The organism is Catenuloplanes niger (assembly GCF_031458255.1).
Classification (GTDB): Bacteria; Actinomycetota; Actinomycetes; order Mycobacteriales; family Micromonosporaceae; genus Catenuloplanes; species Catenuloplanes niger.
Map to the genome: position 1 here is coordinate 8,635,244 of NZ_JAVDYC010000001.1, position 20,658 is coordinate 8,655,901.

Annotated in this window: 13 protein-coding genes; 10 read left to right on the forward strand and 3 right to left on the reverse strand. The window is 75.7% G+C overall.

Annotated elements, in window-relative coordinates:
• Positions 1–5: 5 nt before the first annotated feature.
• The 7 genes from J2S44_RS37980 to J2S44_RS38010 all read left to right on the forward strand — a co-directional run bounded on the left by J2S44_RS37980 (position 6) and on the right by J2S44_RS38010 (position 15,316).
• Positions 6–3,149, forward strand: a complete 3,144-nt coding sequence (locus J2S44_RS37980; RefSeq protein WP_374727945.1) for a non-ribosomal peptide synthetase — start codon at positions 6–8, stop codon at positions 3,147–3,149.
• 70 nt (positions 3,150–3,219) lie between these two features.
• The gene (locus J2S44_RS37985) at positions 3,220–4,569 is read left to right on the forward strand and encodes an FAD-dependent oxidoreductase (RefSeq protein ID WP_310424601.1); all 1,350 of its coding nucleotides are present in this window, start codon (positions 3,220–3,222) and stop codon (positions 4,567–4,569) included.
• Positions 4,563–5,261: a DUF6875 domain-containing protein gene (locus tag J2S44_RS37990; RefSeq protein WP_310424603.1), complete on the forward strand. Its 699-nt coding sequence runs from the start codon at positions 4,563–4,565 to the stop codon at positions 5,259–5,261. Before J2S44_RS37985 ends, J2S44_RS37990 begins: the two co-directional genes overlap by 7 nt.
• Complete coding sequence (locus tag J2S44_RS37995) at positions 5,258–8,530, forward strand: non-ribosomal peptide synthetase (RefSeq protein WP_310430109.1); 3,273 nt, start codon at positions 5,258–5,260, stop codon at positions 8,528–8,530. The genes J2S44_RS37990 and J2S44_RS37995 overlap by 4 nt, the downstream gene beginning before the upstream one ends.
• A complete protein-coding gene (locus J2S44_RS38000) occupies positions 8,527–12,936 on the forward strand; it encodes a non-ribosomal peptide synthetase (protein ID WP_310424605.1) in 4,410 nt (1,469 codons plus the stop codon). The genes J2S44_RS37995 and J2S44_RS38000 overlap by 4 nt, the downstream gene beginning before the upstream one ends.
• Positions 12,929–14,239: an MFS transporter gene (locus tag J2S44_RS38005; protein WP_310424607.1), complete on the forward strand. Its 1,311-nt coding sequence runs from the start codon at positions 12,929–12,931 to the stop codon at positions 14,237–14,239. The genes J2S44_RS38000 and J2S44_RS38005 overlap by 8 nt, the downstream gene beginning before the upstream one ends.
• A 39-nt stretch (positions 14,240–14,278) precedes the next feature.
• The gene (locus tag J2S44_RS38010; RefSeq protein ID WP_310424609.1) at positions 14,279–15,316 is read left to right on the forward strand and encodes a methyltransferase; all 1,038 of its coding nucleotides are present in this window, start codon (positions 14,279–14,281) and stop codon (positions 15,314–15,316) included.
• Positions 15,317–15,392: 76 nt separating this feature from the next.
• Here J2S44_RS38010 and J2S44_RS38015 read toward each other — a convergent pair whose 3' ends face one another.
• Positions 15,393–16,466 carry a LuxR C-terminal-related transcriptional regulator gene (locus J2S44_RS38015; RefSeq protein ID WP_310424611.1) on the reverse strand — a complete coding sequence of 358 codons (1,074 nt, stop codon included), beginning with the start codon at positions 16,464–16,466 and terminating at the stop codon, positions 15,393–15,395.
• Between the two features lie 123 nt (positions 16,467–16,589).
• Between J2S44_RS38015 and J2S44_RS38020 the strand changes: the two genes are divergently transcribed.
• Positions 16,590–17,582, forward strand: coding sequence for a cupin domain-containing protein (locus J2S44_RS38020; protein WP_310424613.1), 993 nt, complete (start codon positions 16,590–16,592; stop codon positions 17,580–17,582).
• Between the two features lie 109 nt (positions 17,583–17,691).
• Here the strand turns inward: J2S44_RS38020 and J2S44_RS38025 are convergent, their stop codons facing one another.
• Positions 17,692–18,756, reverse strand: coding sequence for a Gfo/Idh/MocA family protein (locus J2S44_RS38025; protein WP_310424615.1), 1,065 nt, complete (start codon positions 18,754–18,756; stop codon positions 17,692–17,694).
• Positions 18,753–19,517: a ThuA domain-containing protein gene (locus J2S44_RS38030; RefSeq protein ID WP_310424617.1), complete on the reverse strand. Its 765-nt coding sequence runs from the start codon at positions 19,515–19,517 to the stop codon at positions 18,753–18,755. Before J2S44_RS38030 ends, J2S44_RS38025 begins: the two co-directional genes overlap by 4 nt.
• A 73-nt stretch (positions 19,518–19,590) precedes the next feature.
• On the opposite strand from J2S44_RS38030, the gene J2S44_RS38035 reads away from it, so the two are divergent.
• Positions 19,591–20,190 carry a M23 family metallopeptidase gene (locus J2S44_RS38035; protein ID WP_310424619.1) on the forward strand — a complete coding sequence of 200 codons (600 nt, stop codon included), beginning with the start codon at positions 19,591–19,593 and terminating at the stop codon, positions 20,188–20,190.
• Positions 20,191–20,285: 95 nt separating this feature from the next.
• Entirely contained in the window at positions 20,286–20,654 is a 369-nt protein-coding gene (locus J2S44_RS38040; protein ID WP_310424621.1) for a hypothetical protein, read from the forward strand.
• The last annotated feature ends 4 nt before the right edge of the window (positions 20,655–20,658 follow it).

The window sequence follows — 20,658 nt, forward strand, 5'->3', positions numbered from 1 at the left end:
CCGGCATGAGCGACACCTACCTGCTGCCGGCCTCGCTCACCCAGCGGCGGCTGTGGCTGCTCGACCAGCTCGGTCCGGGCGCCGCCACGTACAACATCGCCTGGCTCGTGTCGTTGGACGGGCCGCTGGACGTGGCGGCGCTGGAGGCCGCGCTGACCCGGCTGGTCGCCCGGCACGAGAGCCTGCGCACGCACTTCACGGCCGTGGACGGCGAACCGGCCCAGGTGGTCGAGCCGGCCGGCCCGGTCCGCCTGCACCCGGTGGACGCCGGCGAGGACTGGCGGCGGCACGTCGACGAGGCCGCCCGCCGCCCGTTCGATCTGGCGGCCGGGCCGCTGACCCGGTTCACGTTGCTGCGCCGGCCGGACGGCTCGCACGCGCTGGTCTGGGTGGTGCATCACGCGGTCGCGGACGGCTGGTCGTTCGGCGTGCTCTTCGGCGAGCTGACCGCGGCCTACGCGGGTGAGGCGCTGCCGGACGCGCCGATGCAGTACGGCGACTTCGCGATCTGGCAGCGGGAGCAGGCCCGGCTCGGCGCGTTCGACGACGACCTCACGTACTGGCACCGTGCGCTGACCGGTGCGCCGGTGCTGCTGGACCTGCCCGCCGACCGGCCCCGTCCGGCCGAGCAGGACGACGCCGGTGGCACGGTGACGCGCGAGGTGCCGCCGGAGCTGACCGCGCGGCTGCGGCAGGGGACCGGCACCGTGCTCACCCCGCTGCTGGCCGGCTTCCAGGCGCTGCTGCACCGGCTCACCGGCCAGGACGACCTGCTCGTCGCGCTGCCGGTCGCGGCGCGGACCCGGCCGCGGACCCGCGATGTCGTCGGTTTCTTCGCCAACACGCTGGCGCTGCGCGCGGTGTTCCCGGCGGGCGTGACGTTCGGGCAACTGCTGGCCGCGGCGCGGGACTCGGTCGCGGCCGCGCAGACCCGGCAGGAGGCCCCGTTCGAGCAGGTAGTGGAGCGGCTCGCGGTGCCGCGCAGCCTCGCCCACCCGCCGCTGGTGCAGGTGATGTTCGCGCTGGAGGAGGCGCCGCCGTCCCGGACCGCGGCCGGCCTGCGGGTCACGCCGCGGCTGTGGGAGAACGGCACCGTCAAGTTCGACCTCACGCTCACCGTGGAGGACCGGCCGGCCGGGCTGCGGCTGCGTGTCACCTACCGGTCCGGGCTGTTCGACGAGGCCCGGATCCGCGCGCTGACCGAGCAGTACCTGGCGCTGCTGGCCGCGGGCCTGGACCGGCCGGAGACGCCGGTCGCCACGGTGCCGTTGCTGGGCGAGGGGGACCGGGCGCGGCTGCGGGCGTACGGCACCGGCGACGCGGTGCCGGCGGTCGCGGACCTGTCCCGGCTCACCGGGGACGCGATCGCGGTGTCCGGGCCGGACGGCGAGCTCAGCTACCGGGAGCTGGACGCGCGGGCGAACCGGCTCGCGCACCTGCTGCGCGCGCACGGCGCCGGGCCGGACACCCCGGTCGGGCTGGCGCTGGGCCGCGGTACGTGGCTGGTCGCGGCGATCCTCGCGGTGTGGCGGGCCGGCGCCGGATACCTGCCGCTCGACCCGAGCCTGCCACCGGCCCGGATCGCCACCATGCTGGCCGACGCCCGGCCGCCGGTGGTGCTCACCGACGGCCCGTTCGACGATCCACACACGAGGGTGGTACGGGTGGACACCGTCGATGCGGACCGGTTCCCCGCGTCCGGGCCGCCGCGGGTCGAGGTGCACCCGGACGCGCTGGCCTACCTGCTCTACACGTCCGGGTCGACCGGCCGGCCGAAGGGCGTCGCGGTGTCGCACGCGGCCGTCACCGACCTGCTCGCCGGGTTCCGTACCGTGCTCGGGCTGACCGCGGCGGACCGGGTCGCGGCCGTGACCACGCACGCGTTCGACATCTCCGTCGTCGAGCTGGTGCTGCCGCTGCTGGCCGGCGCGCGGATCGAGATGATCGACGCGGACACCGCGCGGGACGCGGCGCTGCTGCGGGCCGCGCTCGCCGACCGGCGCGTCACGGTCGCCCAGGGCACGCCGGCGACCTGGCGGATGCTGGTGACCGCCGGTGGCGTACCGCCGGGTGTGCGGTTGCGGATCAGCGGCGGCGAGGCGCTCTCCCGGGACCTGGCCGACCGGCTCCGGGACGGCGGGACGGTGATCAACGGTTACGGGCCGTCGGAGACCACGGTCTACTCCACCGCCGGTCCGGTCGGCCCGGACGGGCCGGTCAGCCTGGGGCGGCCGACGCCGAACACGACCGTGCACCTGCTCGACCCGGCCGGGCAGCCGGTGCCGGAGGGCGTGGTCGGCGAACTGCACATCGGCGGGCCGGGCGTCGCGCGCGGCTACCTCGGGCAGGCCGGTGCGACCGCGGCCCGGTTCCGGCCGGACCCGTACCGTCCGGGTGGCCGTCTCTACGCCACCGGGGACCTCGGGCGGTGGCGGTCCGACGGCACGCTCGACTTCCTCGGCCGCGCCGACGCCCAGCTGAAGGTGCGCGGCTTCCGGATCGAGCCGGGTGAGATCGAGACGCTGCTGCGCGAGCACCCGGCCGTCACCGAGGCGGTGGTGACCGCGCGCGGCGGTGGCCGGCTCGCCGCCTACGTCGTCACCACCGGCGGGTGGACCGCGGCGGAGCTGTGGCCGCAGCTGCGCGCCGGTATCACCGCGCGGCTGCCGGACTACATGATCCCGGCCGCGCTGGTGGTGCTGGACGCGCTGCCGCGCACCGCGAGCGGCAAGGCGGACCGGGCGGCGCTGCCCGAGCCGTCCTGGCGGGAGACGACCGGCGCGCCGGCCGTTCTCGCCCGCACACCGGTGGAGGAACGGCTGTCCGCGCTCTGGCGTGAGGTGCTGAACCTGCCGGAGGTCGGTGTGCACGACAACTTCTTCGCGCTCGGCGGGCACTCGCTCAACGCCGCCCGGCTGATCGCCCGGATCCGCACCGCGTTCGGCGCGGACGTCACGCTGCGCGACCTGTTCGCGGCCCCGACCGTCGCCGAACTCGCACCGCTGCTCGACCGGGCCACCCGCCCGGCGTCACCGCTCACCGGCCCGGCACGACCGGCGCCGGACCGGCTTCCGGACTCGCTCGACTCGCTCTCCGACGACGAGATCGACGCGCTGCTGGACGCACTGACCTCGGAGGAGGAATCGTGAGGGAGCTTGCGACCGGATCATCGGCTCGGCGCCGGCCACCGCGCGCCCGCCGCGTGCACGGGAGCCGGGCATGACCGCGCCCCGCGAGCACGCGGTCATCGTCGGCGCCGGGCTGGCCGGCTCGCTGACCGCGGTGTTCCTCGCCCGCCGCGGGTTCCGGGTGTCCGTCTACGAACGGCGGCCGGACCCGCGGGCCGCCGGCACCGCGGCCACCGGCCGGTCGATCAACCTCGGGCTGTCCGCGCGCGGGATGGCCGCGCTCGACGAGGCCGGGCTGCTCGGCGCCGTGCTGGACCGCAGCGTGCCGATGCGCGGCCGGGTGGTGCACCGGCCCGACGGCACGACCCGGTTCCAGCCGTACGGCGTGCGCGAGCACGAGATCCTGCACTCGGTGCTCCGCGACGACCTGCTCCGGCTGCTCGTCGACACCGCGGCCGCGCACCCGGACGTGCGGTTCCACTTCGGACGGTCGCTGACCGGGCTGGACCGGGACAAGGGCACGGTGGAGGTCGCGGACCCGGCCGAGACCGTCGAGGCCGACCTGATCGTCGGCGCGGACGGCGTGTTCTCGGCCGCGCGCCGGCACCTGCAGCACGGGCTGCGCGCCGACTACGCGCAGGAGTTCCTGCCGTGGGGCTACACCGAGCTGACCATCCCGGCCGGGCCCGGCGGCGTGCCCCGGGTGCGCCTGGAGGCGCTGCACGTCTGGCCGGGCGAGGACGCGCTGATGGTCGCGCACCCGAACCGGGACGGCTCGCTGACCTGCTCGCTGTTCATGGCGCACGAGGGGCCGGTCAGCTTCGCGGCGCTGCGCGACCGGGCCGCGATCCACGCGTTCACCGACGCCGCGTTCCCGGACGCGCGCGAGCTGATGCCGGACCTGGCGGAGGAACTGCTGGCCCATCCGGTCGGGCGGCTCGTCACGGTCCGGACCGCGCCGTGGCGGCACGAGGACCGGGTGGTGCTGGTCGGCGACGCGGCGCACGCGGTCTACCCGTTCTTCGGGCAGGGGATGAACGCCGCGTTCGAGGACTGCCTGGTCCTGGACGCGTGCCTGGGCCGGCACGCGGACCGGGGCACCGCGCTGGCCGCGTACGAGGCCGCGCGCCGGCCGCACACCGACGTGCTCGCCGACCTGTCCGCCGCGAACTTCACCGAGCTGCGGGCGCGCGTGCACCGGCCCGGCTACGTGCTGGCCGCGGCCGCGGACCGGGCGCTGTCCCGGCTGCTGCCGCACCGCTGGGTGCCGCTCTACACGCTGGTCGCGCACACCACCACGCCGTACGCGGACGCGCTCGCCCGGGTGCGTCACCAGCGCCGCACGCTCGCCGGCGCCGCCGCGCTGGTGACCGGCGTCGCGCTGGCCACCGGCGCGGCGCTGCTGGCCGCCCGCCGCCCGGGACGGGACCGGGCATGCTGACCCGGCACGGTTTCCCCGAGCACGTGCTGTTCGACGCGGCCGACCTGCACGCCGACCTGCCGCACCCGCTCGTCGCCGGCGTCACCGGCCGGCTCCTCGAGGTGCTCGCCTGGGCCCGGCAGTACCTCTGCGGGCCGCACCCGGACCTGGGCCGCAAGGGCCCGGTGTGCCCGTTCGTGCAGGGCTCGCTGGACCGCGGCGTGTTCTACCTCGCGGTGCACCGCGGCGACACGCTCGACCCGGACGACCTGGACGCGCTGCTGGCCGGGTACCGGGACTGGTTCACCGCGCTGGAACCCGCGCACGGCCCGGCCGCCCAGTTCAAGACGATCCTGCTCACGCTGCCCGACCTGCCCGACGAGGTGGCCCGGGTGCAGGTGGACCGCGCGCAGGCCCGGCTCAAGGCCGCGTACACCGAGCGCGGCCTGATGATCGGCGAGTTCCACGACGGGCCACCGGCCAAGGGCGGCCTGTGGAACCCGGACTTCCGGCCGCTGCACAGCCCGGTGCCGCTGCTGGCGATCCGGCACATGGTGCCCAGCGACTTCCCGTTCCTCGCCGACGACCCGGTGACGCTCGGCGCGTACCTGCACCGCTTCTCCGGCAGCGGCCCGGTGGCGCTGCGCCGGCAGGTCGCGGCCGCCGCCACCCGCTTCGGGCTCGAACTGCCCGCCCAGACCCAGGAGGCCTGATGAGCACCGATTCCACCGCGCCGGGCGAGGGCAAGCGGGCGCTGCTGGCCCGCCTGCTGACCGAGCGGGCGCGGGCCCCGCGCACCCACCCGGCCTCGTTCGGGCAGCAGCGGCTGTGGTTCCTGGACCGGTTCGCCGGCGGCACCGCCGTCTACCACATCCCGGTCGCGTTCCACCTGCGCGGGACGGTCGACGAGGCCGCGCTGCGCACCGCGCTGGCCGCGGTCGTGGCCCGGCACGACGTGCTGCGCACCACGTTCGCGGAGTCGGGCGGCGAGGTCGTGCAGGTCGTGCATCCGTCGTCCGCGGTGCGGCTGGAGATCGTCGACGCGGCCGGCGGCACCCGGGCCGAGGGCCGGCGGCTCGCGGCCGAGTTCGGGCGGCGGCCGTTCGACCTGGCGGCCGGGCCGCTGCTGCGCGCCGCGCTGATCCGGCTCGGGCCGGACGAGCACGTGCTCACGCTGGTGCTGCACCACATCGTCTCGGACGCCTGGTCGCTCGGCGTGCTCTTCACCGACCTGAACGCCGCGTACACGGCCGCCCGCGACGGCCGCGACCCGCGGCTGCCACCGCTGCCGGTGCAGTACGCCGACTTCGCCCGCTGGCAGCGCGAGCAGCTCGGCGGTGACCTGCTCACCGGGCAGCTCGACTTCTGGCTCGACCACCTGCGCGGCGCGCCCGCGCTGCTCACGCTGCCCACCGACCGGCACCGGCCGGCGGTCCGCGAGCACCGCGGCGCGGTCCACTACCTGACGCTGGCGCCCGCGCTGGTCGACCGGGTCACCGCGTTCAACCGGGCCGCCGGCGTCACCATGTTCATGACGCTGCTCGCCGTGTTCCAGACCGTCCTCGCCCGGCACGCCGGCCAGGACGACGTGGTGATCGGCACGCCGGTCGCCGGCCGTGGCCACCCCGACCTGGAGGGCCTGGCCGGGTTCTTCGTCAACACGGTCGCGCTGCGGCTGTCGTCGGCCGGCCGGCCGTCACTGCGCGAGCTGGCCGCCCGCGCCCGCGAGGTCACGCTGAACGGGCTCGGCAACGCGGACCTGCCGTTCGAACGGCTCGTCGAGGAGCTGCAGCCGGAGCGCAGCCTCGCGCACACGCCGGTGTTCCAGGCCCAGCTGATCCTGCAGAACGCGCCGCAGGCACCGTTCCGGCTCGGCGACACGGCCGCCACGTCACTGGAGCTGGACACCGGCACCGCGAAGTTCGACCTGACCCTGGTCGGCGAGGCCACCGGCTCCGGCGGGCTGCGGCTGGCCGTGGAGTACGACACCGACCTGTTCGACGCGTCCACGATCGACCGGCTCACCCGGCACCTGAGCACGCTGCTCACCGCGGGTGTCGCCGCGCCGGACCGCCCGCTGCACCTGATCCCGCTGCTCAGCGGCGCGGAACGGTGGGAGGTGCTGACCGGCTGGAACGACACCGACCGCGGTACGCCACCGGACGGCTCGGTGCTCGACCTGGTCGACCCGGCCGCCGGCGCCACGATCACCGGCCCGGACGGCACGCTGGACACCGCCGCGCTGCTGGACCGCGCCGGCCGGATCGCGGCCCGGCTGCGCGACGCCGGCGTCACCGCGGACAGCCCGGTCGGGCTGTGCCTGTCACGCGGCACCGGCATGCTCGCGGCCGTGCTCGGCGTCTGGTGGGCCGGCGCGGGATACCTGCCGCTCGACCCGGACCTGCCCGCGGACCGGCTGCGTTACATGCTCACCGACTCCGGCGCCCGCGTCGTGCTCACCGACGCGGCCGTCGCGGCCCGGCTCGGCCCGGTGCTGGCGACCGCGCCGACCGTGCTGGTCGACCGGGACGACCCGGCGGCCGTGCCGGAGCGGCAGCCGGTGCACCCGGACGGGCTCGCCTACCTGATCTACACGTCCGGGTCGACCGGCCGGCCGAAGGGCGTGGCCGTGCCGCACCGCGCCGTGGTCAACCTGGTCGCGTCGTTCCATGACGACCTCGACCTCGGCGCCGGCGACGTGTTCGCGGCCGTCACCACGCTGTCGTTCGACATCTCCGTGCTGGAGCTGCTCGTCCCGCTGGTCCGCGGCATCCCGCTGGAGATCGTCGGCGCGGCCGAGGCCGGTGACGGCGCCGCGCTGCGCGCCCGGCTGGAGTCGTCCGGCGCGACCGCGATGCAGGCGACGCCCGCCACCTGGCGGCTGCTGCTCGCGGCCGGCGGTGTACCGGACCGGGTGCGCCTGCGGCTCTGCGGCGGTGAGGCGTTGCCCCGCGACCTGGCCGACCGGCTGCTCACCGCCGACGCCCGGCTGTGGAACTGCTACGGCCCGACCGAGACCACGGTGTGGTCCGCGGCCGGTCCCGTGCCGCCGTCCCCGGCTCCGATCGGCCTGGGCGCGCCGATCGCGAACACCCGCGTCTACGTGCTGGACGAGGCGTTGCAGCCGGTCCCGGCCGGGGTGGTCGGCGAGATCTACATCGGCGGTACGGGCGTGGTCCGCGGCTACCACGGCCGGGCCGGCCTGACCGCGCGCCGGTTCCTGCCCGACCCGTACGCGGACACGCCCGGCGCCCGCCTCTACGCCACCGGCGACCTGGGCCGCCGCCGCGCCGACGGGCGGCTGGAGTTCCTCGGCCGCGGCGACCACCAGATCAAGGTGCGCGGATTCCGGATCGAGCCCGGCGAGATCGAGGCCGTGCTGCGCGCCGACCCGCGGGTCGCGGACGCGGTCGTCGGCGCCTGGACCGGCGGCGACGGCGACACCCGGCTGGCCGGGCACGTCGTGGCCGCGGACGGCACCGACCCGGCCACGCTTCCGGAGCTGCTGCGCCCGGTGCTGGCCGCGCGGCTGCCCGGCTACATGGTCCCGTCCCACCTGGACGTGCTGCCCGCGCTGCCGCTCAACGCGAACGGCAAGGTCGACCGCGGCGCGCTGCCCGCACCGCGCTGGGGCGATCGACGCGCGCCGGCGGTCGCCCCGCGTACCCCGGTGGAACAGGTGCTGGCCGGGATCTGGCGGGACGTGCTGCGCGGCGGCCCGGTCGGCGCGCACGACGACTTCTTCCGGCTCGGCGGCCACTCGCTGCTCGGCGCGCAGGTGGTGGCGCGCACGTCCGACACGTTCGGGATCACCGTGCCGATCCGGGTGCTGTTCGAGGCGCCGACCGTGGCCGCCATGGCGTCCGCGCTGACCGCGTTCGAACCGCAGCCCGGCCACCTGCACGCGGTCGCGGCGGTCCGCCTCGAGGTCGCCGGCCTGTCCGACGAGGAACTGCACCGGATGCTGGAGGAACGGGCATGAGCGAGTCGCCCCGCGGCACGTCCGACCGTGAACAACTGATCCGCCGGCTGCTGGCCCGGCGCGGGCTCGCCGGGAGCGCACCGGCCGCGGGGATCCCCCGCCGGCCGGCCGGCGCGCCGGTGCCGCTGTCGCCGGCGCAGGAGGGCATGTGGTTCCTCGACCGGCTGCTGCCCGGCAACCCCGCCTACGTGCTGGCGCAGGGCGTGCGGCTGAGCGGGCCGGTCGAGGCGGCCGCGATGCGCGCGTCCGCGATCGCGCTGACCGCCCGGCACGAGGCCCTGCGCACCCGGATCCGCGCCGGCACGCAGGACGTGCTCCCGGACGCGCCGGACCCGTTCACCTACGAGGACCGGCCCGGCGCGGACCCGGCCGAGATCGTGCGCCGCGACGGCGAGACCGCGTTCGACCTGGCCGAGGCGCCGCTGCTGCGGGTCCGGCTGGTCCGGCTCGGCCCGGACGACCACCTGCTCACCGTCGCGGTGCACCACATCGTGGCCGACGAGGTCTCGGTCGGCGTCATCCTCGACGAGCTGCTCGACGGCCATCGCCGGCACCGGGCCGGCGAGCCGGCCGCGCCACCGCCGGACGTGCAGTTCGGCGACTGGGTGCGGTGGCAGCGCGACCGGCCGGCCGGCGACGCGGAGTCGTTCTGGGCCGCGCGGATGGCCGGCACCGCGGTGCTCGACCTGCCCACCGACCGCCCCCGGCCCGCGGCGCCGTCGACGGCCGGCGCGACCCGGGCGTTCACGGTCGCACCGGAGCTGGCGGCCGGCGTGGACGCGCTCGCCCGGCGTACCGGCGCCACGCGTTTCATGATTTTCCTGACCGCATTGCAGGTGGTGCTGGCCCGGCTCAGCGGCCAGGACGACGTCTGCGTCGGATCGCCGGTGTCGCTGCGCGGCGGCGGTGACCGCCTGGACCGCACGGTCGGGCTGTTCGTCAACAGCCTGCCGCTGCGCACGGACCTGTCCGGCGACCCCACGCTCGACGAGGCGCTGGCGCGGGTGCGCCGCACCACGGTGGACTCGCTGACGCACGCCGCGCTGCCGTTCGACCGGATCGTCGAGCTGGCCGCGCCGCCGCGCGACCCGAGCCGGAACCCGCTGTTCCAGACGATGCTGGTGCTCAACCGCGGCGGCGGGGTCCGCGAACGGGACGGCCTGACCGTGCGCCCGGTGCCGGTCCGCCGCGACACGTCCCGGCTGGACCTGACGGTCGCGATCCAGGAGTTCGACGACGGGCTCGGCGGACTGGCCGACTACAACACGGACCTGTTCGACGAGGTCACCGTGGACCGGCTGATCGACCGGCTGCGGGAGACGGTGCGCACGATGGTGACCCGCGGCGACACCCGGCTGTCCGCGCTGGACCCGCTCACCGCCGGCGAGCGCCGCGACCTGACCGCCTGGAACGACACGGCTCTCGCGCTCGGCCCCGCCACCACGCTGCACGCGCTGGTGGGTGCGCGGGCCGCGGCCACGCCGGACGCGCTCGCGGTGCTGGAGCTCGGCCGGGAGCCGCTGACCTACGGCGACCTGGACCGGCGGTCGGCGGTGCTGGCCGGCCGGCTGCGCGCGCTCGGCGTGCGCCGGGACACGCCGGTCGGGCTGCTGCTGCCGTCCGGCGCGGACGCGATCGTGGCGCTCCTCGCGATCCTGCGCGCGGGCGCCGGCTACCTGCCGCTCGACCCGGCCGCGCCACCGGCACGTTCCGCGGCGCTGCTGACCGCGGCCGGCGCCGCGATCACGATCGCGGCCGGACCGGTCAACGGCTTCCACGGTACGGTCGTGGGGCTCGACGACCCGGCCACCGACGACGACCCGGTCCGGGAACTCGCCGGTGACCACCCCGACCAGCTGGCGTACGTGGTCTACACGTCCGGGTCGACCGGGGCGCCCAAGGGCGTCATGGTCGCGCACCGGACCGCGGTCACGTTCGCGCGCGGCTTCGCCGGCCTGCACGGCATCACGGCCGGCGACCGGTTGCTGATGATCCCGCCGCTGAGCTTCGACGCGTCCGTCGGCGACCTGTTCCCGGCGCTGATCACCGGCGCCGCGCTGGTGGTGCACCCGGACCCGGCCACGATCAACGGCCCGGAGCTGCTGCGGTTGTGCCGCGACCACGGCATCACCATGGTCGACACGGCCGCGCCGCTGTGGTCCTCGTGGACCTCGGACCTGCCCGGCGGCGCCGGGGTGGACGCCGGGCCGCTGCGGGCCGTGCTGGTCGGCGGCGAACCGGTCCCGATCGCGCAGGTCCGCCGCTGGGCCGCGCTGACCGGCGGCGCGGTGCCGCTGTACAACCACTACGGCCCGACCGAGGCGACCGTCTGCGCCACCACGTACACCACCGTGGACGGCGGCGAGCTGCCCGGCCACACGCACCTGCCGATCGGCCGCCCGGTGCCGAACGTCCGCGTGCACCTGCTCGACGACGCGATGCGGCCGGTCCCGATCGGCCGGCCCGGCGAGGTCTACATCGGCGGCGACGCGCCCACCCGCGGCTATCTCGGCGCGCCCGGTGCGACCGCGGCCCGGTTCGTCCCGGACCCGTTCGGCGGCGAGCCCGGCGCGCGGCTCTACCGGACCGGGGACCTGGCCCGGCACCGCTCCGACGGCACGCTGCAGTTCCTCGGCCGCACCGACCGGCAGATCAAGATCCGCGGCTACCGGATCGAGCCGGGGGAGGTGGAGGCGGCCTGCGCGTCGCTGCCCGGCATCCGCCGTGCCGCGGTCGTCGCCGCCGACCATCACACCGGCCGTCGCCTGGTCGCCTACCTGGTCCCCGAGACCACCGCACCGGACCCGGCCGTGCCCGGCCCGGCCGCGTCCGGTGCCGGCCCTGATCCGCGTGCGGCCGGTGACGGCCCCGACCTGGCCGCGATCCGGGCGCGGCTGCGTGAGCTGCTTCCGGACCACCTGGTGCCGGCCGCGTTCGTCGTGGTGCCGGAGCTGCCCACGACCCGGCACGGGAAGCTCGACACGGCCGCGCTGCCCGCACCCGTGGACGCGCCGGACCGGCCCGCGCACGTGCCACCGCGCACCCCGGCCGAGCGCGCGCTCGCGGACGTCTGGTCGGCGCTGCTCGACGTCACACCGGTCGGGCGGCACGACAACTTCTTCGACCTGGGCGGGCACTCGCTGCTCGCGGCCCGGTTCACGGCCCGCGCCGAGGCGGTGCTCGGCCGGCCCGTACCGCTGCCGCTGGTCTTCGGCACCGCGGACCTGGCCGCGCTCGCCGCCGCCCTCGACACCGGCGACCAGCCCGGCACGCCGGCCGAGGACGTGCTCCGGTCGGACGCGCGCCTGCCCGCGGACCTGCGGATCGCACCGGCCGGCCCGCCGGCGCCGGTCACCGACGTGCTGTTCACCGGCGCGACCGGATTCCTCGGCGCCCACCTGCTCGCCGACTGGCTGCGGCACACCACCGCGACCGTGCACTGCCTGGTCCGGGCCGCCGGGCCGGCCGCGGCGACCGCGCGCGTCGAGGACAACCTGCGACGGTACGGGCTGTGGCACCCGTCGTTCGCCGCCCGGCTCACCGGCGTGCCGGGCGACCTGGCGGCGCCCGGGTTCGGCCTGCCCGCGGACGACTTCGCCGCACTCGGCGAGCGCGTCCAATCGATCGTCCACAACGGAGGCGTCGTGGACTTCCTCCGGCCGTACGCGGCGCTGAGACCGGCCAACGTGGACGGCACGGTGACCGTGCTGCGGCTCGCCGCGCTCGGCGCGCCGAGCGACGTCCACCTCGTCTCCACGCTCGGGGTCTTCCTCACCCCGGCCCGGCGCCGCGGGCTGGTCCGCGAGGGCGACTCGCCGGACGACTGCGCCGGGCTCGGCGGTGGCTACAACGCGACCAAGTGGGCCGCGGACGCGCTGGCCCGCGCGGCCCGCGACCGGGGACTGCGGGTCAGCGTGCACCGGCCGGCCCGGGTCAGCGGGCACTCGGTGACCGGCGCCGGGAACACCGGCGACTACCTCAGCCGGCTGCTGACCACCTGCGCCCAGCTCGGCGCCGTGCCGGACCTCGACGACCGGATCGACCTGGCGCCGGTCGACTACGTCGCGGCCGGGATCGGGCTGCTGACCCGCGAGCGCAGCACGGCCGACCACCACTACTACAACAACCGGACGATGAGCTTCGGCGCGCTCGCCGAGGGACTCACCTCGTTCGGGCACCGGGCCGACCTGGTGCCGTACCCGCGCTGGCGGGCCGCGCTGCTCGACCGGCCGGACGCGGCGCTGGCCGCGTTCGCGCCGCTGTTCGGGCCGGACACGCCGGTGCGCACCCAGCCGGACTTCGACTGCACCGGCACCGAGACCCGGCTGGCCGCGGCCGGGATCGTCTGCCCGGCCGCGGACGAACGACTCCTGCACACCTACCTGAAGGTGCTCGCCGATGACTGAGCGTCCCGTCGCCGCCCGGCTGCTCGTCGCGATCTGGCTCGGCCAGCTCGCGTCGCTGATCGGCTCCAGCCTCACCGCGTTCGTGCTCGGTGTCTGGGTCTACCAGCGCACCGGCTCCGTGCTGCAGTTCTCGCTGATCTTCCTGGCCGCGACCGTACCGGCACTGCTGGTGGCCCCGCCGGCCGGCACGGCCGCGGACTCCGGGGACCGGCGGGTGCTGATGCTGCGCGCGGACACCGCGGCCGCGGCCGGGACGCTCGCGCTGGCCCTGCTGGTCGCTGCGGACGCGCTGGCGGTGTGGCACATCTACCTGGCGACCGCGCTGACCGCGGGCGCGTCCACCGTGCACCAGGTCGCCTACCAGTCGATGACTCCGGCGCTGGTCGGCACCCGGCACCTGGCCCGGTTCAACGGGTTCATGCAGATCTCCCGGGCCGTGCAGATCGCGGCCCCGCTGGTCGCGGGTGCGCTGGTCGTCACGATCGGGATCGGCGGCGTCCTCGCGATCGACCTGCTCACGTTCGCGATCGCGGCCGGCACGCTCCTGCTGGTGCGGTTGCCGGCCGCGATCACGCGCCCACCCGGCGACAGCACGGCGGCGAGGCCGCGCGGCGGCGCCGCGGAGGGCTGGCGGCACCTGCGGGCCCGGCCCGGCCTGCTGCACCTCGTGGTCGTCTTCGGTGTCTTCAACTTCCTGTTCGGCATCGCGGGCGTGCTGATCCAGCCGCTGATCCTGTCGTTCTCCGACCCGGCCACGCTCGGCGTACTGATGTTCGCCGGCGGCGCGGGCCTGTTCGCCGGCAGTCTCGTCATGGGCGCCTGGGGCGGGCCGCGACGCCGCAGCCGGGCCGTGCTCGGCGGGCTGGCCGGCGGTGGCGTCGCGCTCGCGTTGCACGCGCTCGCACCGTCACCGTGGCTGATCGGCGTGGTCGCGCCGCTGTTCCTGTTCACGCTGCCGATCGTGAACAGCTCCACGATGACGCTGCTGCAACTCAAGACCGCGCCCGAGCTGCTCGGCCGGGTGACGGCCGCCGCCCGGGTGATCGGCGACGCCGCCGTGCCGCTCGCCTACCTGCTGGCCGGCCCGCTCGCGGACGCGGTCGCGGAACCGCTGATGGCACCGGGCGGCGCGCTCGCGGACACGGCCGGCGCGGTGATCGGCACCGGGCCGGGCCGCGGGATCGCGCTGCTGTTCGTGGTCAGCGGCCTCGCGATGGTGCTGCTCGCCGCGATCACCGCGGCCACCCGGACCCTGCGCCGCGCCGACGACCTGCCGGACGCCGTGCCCGCCACCGCGGTCTGACTCCCTACCCCCGAAGCGCAGTCCTGGAGGAGCACGCACATGCCCGTACCGTTGCACGGTCTCGATCCGGAAGCGTTTCCGGCGGCATATCTCGATCTGCTGGACGCGGTGTCGTTCCGCGCCGCGGCCGCGGGCGCGCGGCTGGGTGTCTTCGACGCGCTGGCCGGCGAGCCGCTGACCGCGGAGCAGGCCGCCGCCCGCACCGGCACCGACCCGGCGGGACTGCGGATCCTGCTCGACGCGCTGGCCGGCTACGGCTACCTGGACCGGGACCGGGACCGCTACGCCGACACGCCGCACACCGCCCGCTGGCTGCGCACGGACGCGCCGGACAGCTTCGTGCCGGTGCTCCGGTTCTGGGCCGCGGTGCTCGACCACCGGTGGGGTGACCTGGAGGAGTCGGTCCGGCGCGGCGAGCCGTCCGGTGACTTCTACGCCTGGCTGGAGCGGCACCCGGACACGCTGGCCGACTTCCAGACCATGCTGCGCCGGCTGGCCGCGCACCTCGGCGACGAGATCGTGGCACTGACCCCGGCCGGCGCGGACCGCAGTCTGCTCGACCTCGGCGGTGGGCACGCCGGCTACACGGTCGCGTTCCTGCGGGCCCGGCCCGGGCTGCGGGCCACCGTGGTCGACCTGCCGGGCGCGCTCGAGCGGGGCGCCCGGACCGTGGCCGAGGCCGGCCTGGCGGACCGGGTGACGCTGCGCCCCGGCGACCTGTTCACCACGGACCTCGGCCACGGCCACGATCTGGTGCTGCTGTGCAACATCGTGCACGGTTACCGGCCCGCCGACGTGCGCACGCTGCTGCGCCGGGCCGCGACCGCGCTGCGGCCCGGCGGCCGGCTGACGCTGCTGGAGCCGCTGGCGGACGTGCCGTCCCGCGGTCCCGGACCGGCCGAGGCGTTCGTCCGGATGTTCAGCCTGAACCTGTTCCACACCCAGGGCGGCCGTGCCTACGGCATGCCGGAACTGGCCGCGCTGCTGACCGAGGCCGGCTTCACGGACGTCCGGGAGGCACCGCTGGCCGGCTCCGACACCGACCACGTCGTCACCGCGCTCCGCGCCCCGGCCTGAGCGGGAAGCGGCGTGGCGCGAGTCCGGCCGGCCCGAGATCGGGGTGTCCCGTGGTGCCGCACCGGGGACGCCCCGATCAGGGCCGTTGACCCGGCGTACGGTCGGGGACGGCCCGCTGCCGGGTGTGCACGTCGCCGACGACCCGGCCGACCAGCTGGCCGCGGCTGCCGACGCCGAACTTGGCGAACAGCGACTTCAGGTGACCGTCCACGGTGTGCGCGGAGACGCGCAGGCCGGTGGCGATCGCCGCGGACGGGACCCCGGCGACGACCGACCGCAGGACCTCCTGCTCGCGCGGGCTGAGCGCGTACGCGAGCGCGAGCATGCGGGCGATGTCGGAGGTCGGCGCCGGCTGGACGACGATCGACACCGTGCCGGCCGCGTCACCGTCCATCGTGGATCCCGACAGTGACAGCCACCGGCCGGTCCGGGTGCGGACCCGCAGATACGACTCCGCACCCGCGCGGGAGGCCGCCGCCACCTCGTGCAGGCCCATCCGCAGCGGCGACAGCTCCTCGAGCCAGCGGCGGGCGGACTCGTTGCTCGCCACGGTCCGGCCGCGCGGATCCAGCAGCAGCACGCCGGGTCCGGACGGCGTGTCGGCCGGCGCGGGCGTGCCGGTGCGGCCGGCCGCGCGGCGCAGCGCCGTCGCGATGCTGCGTGCCACGGCGCGGACCAGCGTGCCCTCGTGCGGCGTGAACGGGGGCCGGCGCCAGCCGCGGAACAGCGATATCGCGCCCCAGCAGTGGCCGTCGGCGAGGAAGACGACGCGCATCTCGTCGCGGGCGTCGATCATCGGCAGCAGCGTGCGGAACCGGTGGCTGCGGTCCGGCTCGCCGCCGGTGCTGTGGCCGAGGATGCCGACCGTGCGGCGGGTCCGGGCCAGCTCGGCGAACTTGTCCACGTCGTCGACCAGGTACTCGTTGTGGGTGGCGGCCGCGCCCCCGTCCGGCGGCATGCCCGCGGAGACCTCGTCGGCGAGCAGCAGCGTCCACGGGTCGACGGCGGCGAAGCAGTACGCGTCGTAGCCGACCACCCGGGACAGCCGCGCGGCCAGCTCCCGCCGCAGCGATCGGGAGTCCAGATCGAGCGCGCAGGCACGCTCCACACCGTGCAGCGCGTCGCGCTCCCGGACCGACATGCGTGTCATGAAAACCACCAAGGATAGACGGTCGCCGGTACGCGCACCACCCCCGGTTTCCGGCGGGCCGTAGCGGCGGGCCGGCGACCTAGGTTCTCGTCGACGGCCACGATCCGAGGAGACGGAAGCACCATGACACACCCCTACGCGGCATCGGCCGAGGAGCACCAGGAGCTGGAGTGGCTCGGCGGCGGCGTCATGCGGGTCCTCCTGGACGGGGAACGGACCGGTGGGCGGCTGGCGATGTTCCGGTCACAGGCACCGGCCGGTGCGGCATCGCCGGCGCACGTGCACTCCCGCGAGGACGAGATCTTCGTGCTGCTGCGCGGCAGTGCCGTGTTCTGGATCGGTGCCCGGCGGTTCGAGGCCGGCGAGGGGAGCGTGGCGTTCCTGCCGCGGGGCGTCCCGCACGCGTACCGGATCACCGAGGACGCGGACCTGTTCGCGGTCAGCACACCGGCCGGCCTGGAGAACTTCTTCCGCGGCGCCGGGCGCGACCTGCGCACGCCCCGGCCGGCGGCGTTCGAGATCACGCCGGCCACGATGGCCGCGGCCGCGGCGGCGAACGGGCAGACCGTCCTCGGCCCGCCGCTGCCGCTGGACGGTGTGCTGCCGCGCACCGGCTCCGACGCGACCGGCGTGCCGTACGTGGCGCGGGCCGAGGCGCACGAGACGCTGGAGTGGATCGGCGGCGGCCTGCTGCGGATCCTGCTCACCGCGGAGCACACCGGCGGGCAGCTGGCGATGTTCCGGTCCAGCGCGCCGGCCGGTGCGGCGTCGCCGGTGTACGCGCACGCCCACGAGCACGAGATCATCCTGATGCTGAGCGGCAGTGGCGTCTACTGGGTCGGCGAGCACCGTCACGAGCTGCGGCCGGGCGGTCTGGTGCTCGTGCCGCCCGGCGTGCCGATGGCGCACCGGATCACCGAGGACGCGGAGACGCTCGCGCTGACCACGCCGGGCGGCCTGGAGGCGTTCTTCCGGACCGTGGGCCGGGACGTGCGCGCGCCCCGGCCGCACGGCTGGGAGATCGACCGTGCGCTGCTGGGCAGGGCGGCCGGGGCGACCGGGCAGACCGTCCTCGGCCCGCCGCCGGACGTCGACGACCTGATCGCGCTGCCCTGACCGGCTCGCGTGCGCTGCACTGACCGGCTCGCGGGCGCTGCCCTGACCGGCTCGCGGGCGGTGCCGGGGCCCCGCTCGCGGTGCCCCGGCCGTCGACGCGGCCCGCGGTTCAGCCCTTCAGTGCCTCGCGGACCGAGGTCCACGAGTGCAGCGCCTCGCGGACCTCGGGCCGTGGCTCCGCCGCGATCGCCCGCTCGTAGGCGTGTTCCAGCACGTCGTCGACGCGCACCCGGGCGCCGGTCGACGCGGACCGCACCGCGGCCTCGACCATGACCAGGCTCATCACGTTGCCGTGCACCTCGCCCATGGGCACGTCGCCGGTGCGCAGCGCGTGGGTGAACGCGCGCAGCGCACCGGCGATCTCGACGCCCGGATCGTCCGCGACGCCGTCGGTGACCGGAACCGACGAGACCGGCGGGTCGTCGCCGTTCCAGACCGCGGAGCCGTGCTCGGCCGACAGCCGCCACGACCCGTTCCAGGACGTCTCCAGGCCGGGGGAGCACCAGCTGCCGGTGTAGACGTACCGGACGCCGCCGGTCATCTCGAACGTGGCGGTCGCGGCCGCGTCACCGGCGTACCAGCTCCACGGCGGGTTGTGCTCCTCGCAGTAGACCGAGACCGGCTCCGCGTCGAGCACGAACCGCGCGGTGTCGAACGGGTGGATCGCCATGTCCAGCAGCAGCGGGTGGTCCATCGCGTCGCGGAAACCACCGAACCGCGGCGCCCGGAAGAACTCCGTGGTGAGCAGGCCGGGCCGGCCGAGCGCGCGGGCCTGCGCGCGCAGCGCCCACAGGTGCGCGTTGTAGCGCCGGGACTGGCTGACCATGAACAGCTCGCCGGTCACCTCCGCGGTCGCGACCAGCGACAGCGCCTGCGCGACCGTCTCCGCGACCGGCTTCTCACCGAGCACCGGCAGGCCGGCGAAGAGCGCCTCCGTGGTGACCGGGTGGTGCGCGGCCGGCACGGTCACGTTGATGATCGCGTCCGCGTGCGTCCGCATCGCGAGCGCGACACCGTCCCGCGCGGTCGGCACCCGTCCCGCCACGGCCTCGTCCGCGGCGTCGAGGTCCAGGTCGGCCACGCCGGCCAGCTCCACCTCGGGATCCGATTCGACGGTACGGATCCAGGCGCGGCCCATCGCCCCCGCGCCGATCACGACGACTCGCAACGTCACAGCGGCCCACCGTACCCGTGGCCGTTGAAGAAGTCCTCGGTGTCGTAGCGCAGCAGCGTCGGCTCGGCCCGCTCCGGGCGCACCGTCACCGCCCACTCGACCGCGTTCGCGATGACCTTCCGCACCCCGTCGTGGTGGTACGTCGGGTAGTCCTGGTCACCGGGCCGGAAGTAGAAGATCTTGCCGTGGCCGCGCTTGAACGTGCACCCGGACCGGAACACCTCGCCGCCGGAGAACGAGGAGATGAAGACCAGCTCGTCCGGCGCGGGGATGTCGAAGAACTCCCCGTACATCTCGTCCTCTTCGATGATCATCGGGTGCGGGACGCCGCGCGCGATCGGGTGCGTCGGGTCCACGGTCCAGACCAGCTCCCGGTCGTGCGCGGACCGCCAGCGCAGCGTGCACGACGTACCCATCAGCTTGGTGAAGATCTTCGACCAGTGGCCGGAGTGCAGCACGATCAGGCCCATCCCGGCCAGCACGTGCCGGTGCACGCGCTCGACGACGTCGTCGGCCACGTCCGCGTGCGCGGCGTGCCCCCACCAGGTCAGCACGTCCGTCTCGCGGAGAACGTCCTCGGTCAGGCCGTGCTCCGGGTCCTGCAGCGTGGCCGTGCGCACGGTCACCCGGTCGCCGAGATGCTGCGTCACACCCTGCGCGATCGCACCGTGCATGCCGTCCGGATAACGGGCCGCGACCTCCGGTTCATGCTGCTCATGGACGTTCTCGCCCCAGACGGTGACCCGGATCGGTGTGCTCACGTGCGCTCCTTCGCTCGGTCCACCCAGCTTTCCACGTTCGCCGCTCGCGGTCTCGGCCTGGCACCATCGGACGGTGACTGCCACTCGTGTCCGCACCGTCGTCTCCGTCGTCGTGGTCCTGATACTGGCCGGGGTGGCGGTGTGGTTCGTCGAGCGGACCGTGCGCCCACCGGGCCCGCGACCCGCGTTCCAGCTGCCGGTGGCGTGCGGCGAGACGTGGCGGCTCAGCACGTACCCCGGGCACGGGGACTTCGACGTCGACCTCTACCCGACCAGCGGCGAGACGTGGGGCCGGCCGGTCCTCGCCGCGTACGCCGGCACCGTGGTCCGGGCCGGCATCAACGGCCGGCTCGGCGAACGCACCCCGGACAACCCGCGCGGCCCGATGGGGCGCGGCGGCGGCTACTGGGTCCGCATCGACCACGGCGGCAAATGGTCCACGCTCTACCTGCACCTGCTCGAGCCGCCGGCGGTCAGCGAGGGCCAGCGCGTCGAGATGGGCGACCAGATCGGCAAGGTCGGCAGCACCGGCGAGTCCAGCGCCCCCCACCTGCACTTCGAGCAGCTCCGCGACGGCGAGAAGGTCGAGTCGTACTTCGCGGGCGAACGCTCCGGCATCACCCACGACGACGAGGAGTACGCCGTCAACCACACCAGCGCGAACTGCCCGTAGCCGGCGCTCCGGGAACCGGACGACGCCGGGGCCGGGGCACGCCACGGCACGATCCCGGGACTCGGCGGGCGGTCCGGATTTGTACGGTGTGCGACATGGAATCCTCGTCGCGGAAGTCGCGGGCCGGGCGGGTCGCGCTTGCTGTCGTTCTCGGGCTGCTGGCCCTGGGCGTGCTGGCCGGCCGCGTGCTGTCGCCGAATCTGCTGTTCGCCACGAAGGCCGACCGGCTCGGTTGCCAGGACGGGCTCTGCGTGGAGCGGGTGCATCGCGGTGAGCGGCTGTTCCTCGCGCCGTACGACGAGATCCGGGTGGGCGCGCGCGACGGCGGCCGGTTCTACTCCGCGAAGAACCCGTTCGACCACGGTGACCCGCTGACCGTCGACTGGACCGGCGGCGTCCGGGTCACCGACGGTACGGTCACGCTGTCCTGGGACGCGGCCACGCTGGACCGGCTCGGCGACTGACGCG

Bases quoted from the DNA above. Each gene is read 5' to 3' on its own strand.
- J2S44_RS37980 (WP_374727945.1), top strand. From the start codon at position 6: ATGAGCGACACCTACCTGCTGCCGGCCTCGCTCACCCAGCGGCGGCTG.
- J2S44_RS37985 (WP_310424601.1), top strand. From the start codon at position 3,220: ATGACCGCGCCCCGCGAGCACGCGGTCATCGTCGGCGCCGGGCTGGCC.
- J2S44_RS37990 (WP_310424603.1), top strand. From the start codon at position 4,563: ATGCTGACCCGGCACGGTTTCCCCGAGCACGTGCTGTTCGACGCGGCC.
- J2S44_RS38000 (WP_310424605.1), top strand. From the start codon at position 8,527: ATGAGCGAGTCGCCCCGCGGCACGTCCGACCGTGAACAACTGATCCGC.
- J2S44_RS38005 (WP_310424607.1), top strand. From the start codon at position 12,929: ATGACTGAGCGTCCCGTCGCCGCCCGGCTGCTCGTCGCGATCTGGCTC.
- J2S44_RS38010 (WP_310424609.1), top strand. From the start codon at position 14,279: ATGCCCGTACCGTTGCACGGTCTCGATCCGGAAGCGTTTCCGGCGGCA.
- J2S44_RS38015 (WP_310424611.1), bottom strand. From the start codon at position 16,466: ATGACACGCATGTCGGTCCGGGAGCGCGACGCGCTGCACGGTGTGGAG.
- J2S44_RS38020 (WP_310424613.1), top strand. From the start codon at position 16,590: ATGACACACCCCTACGCGGCATCGGCCGAGGAGCACCAGGAGCTGGAG.
- J2S44_RS38040 (WP_310424621.1), top strand. From the start codon at position 20,286: ATGGAATCCTCGTCGCGGAAGTCGCGGGCCGGGCGGGTCGCGCTTGCT.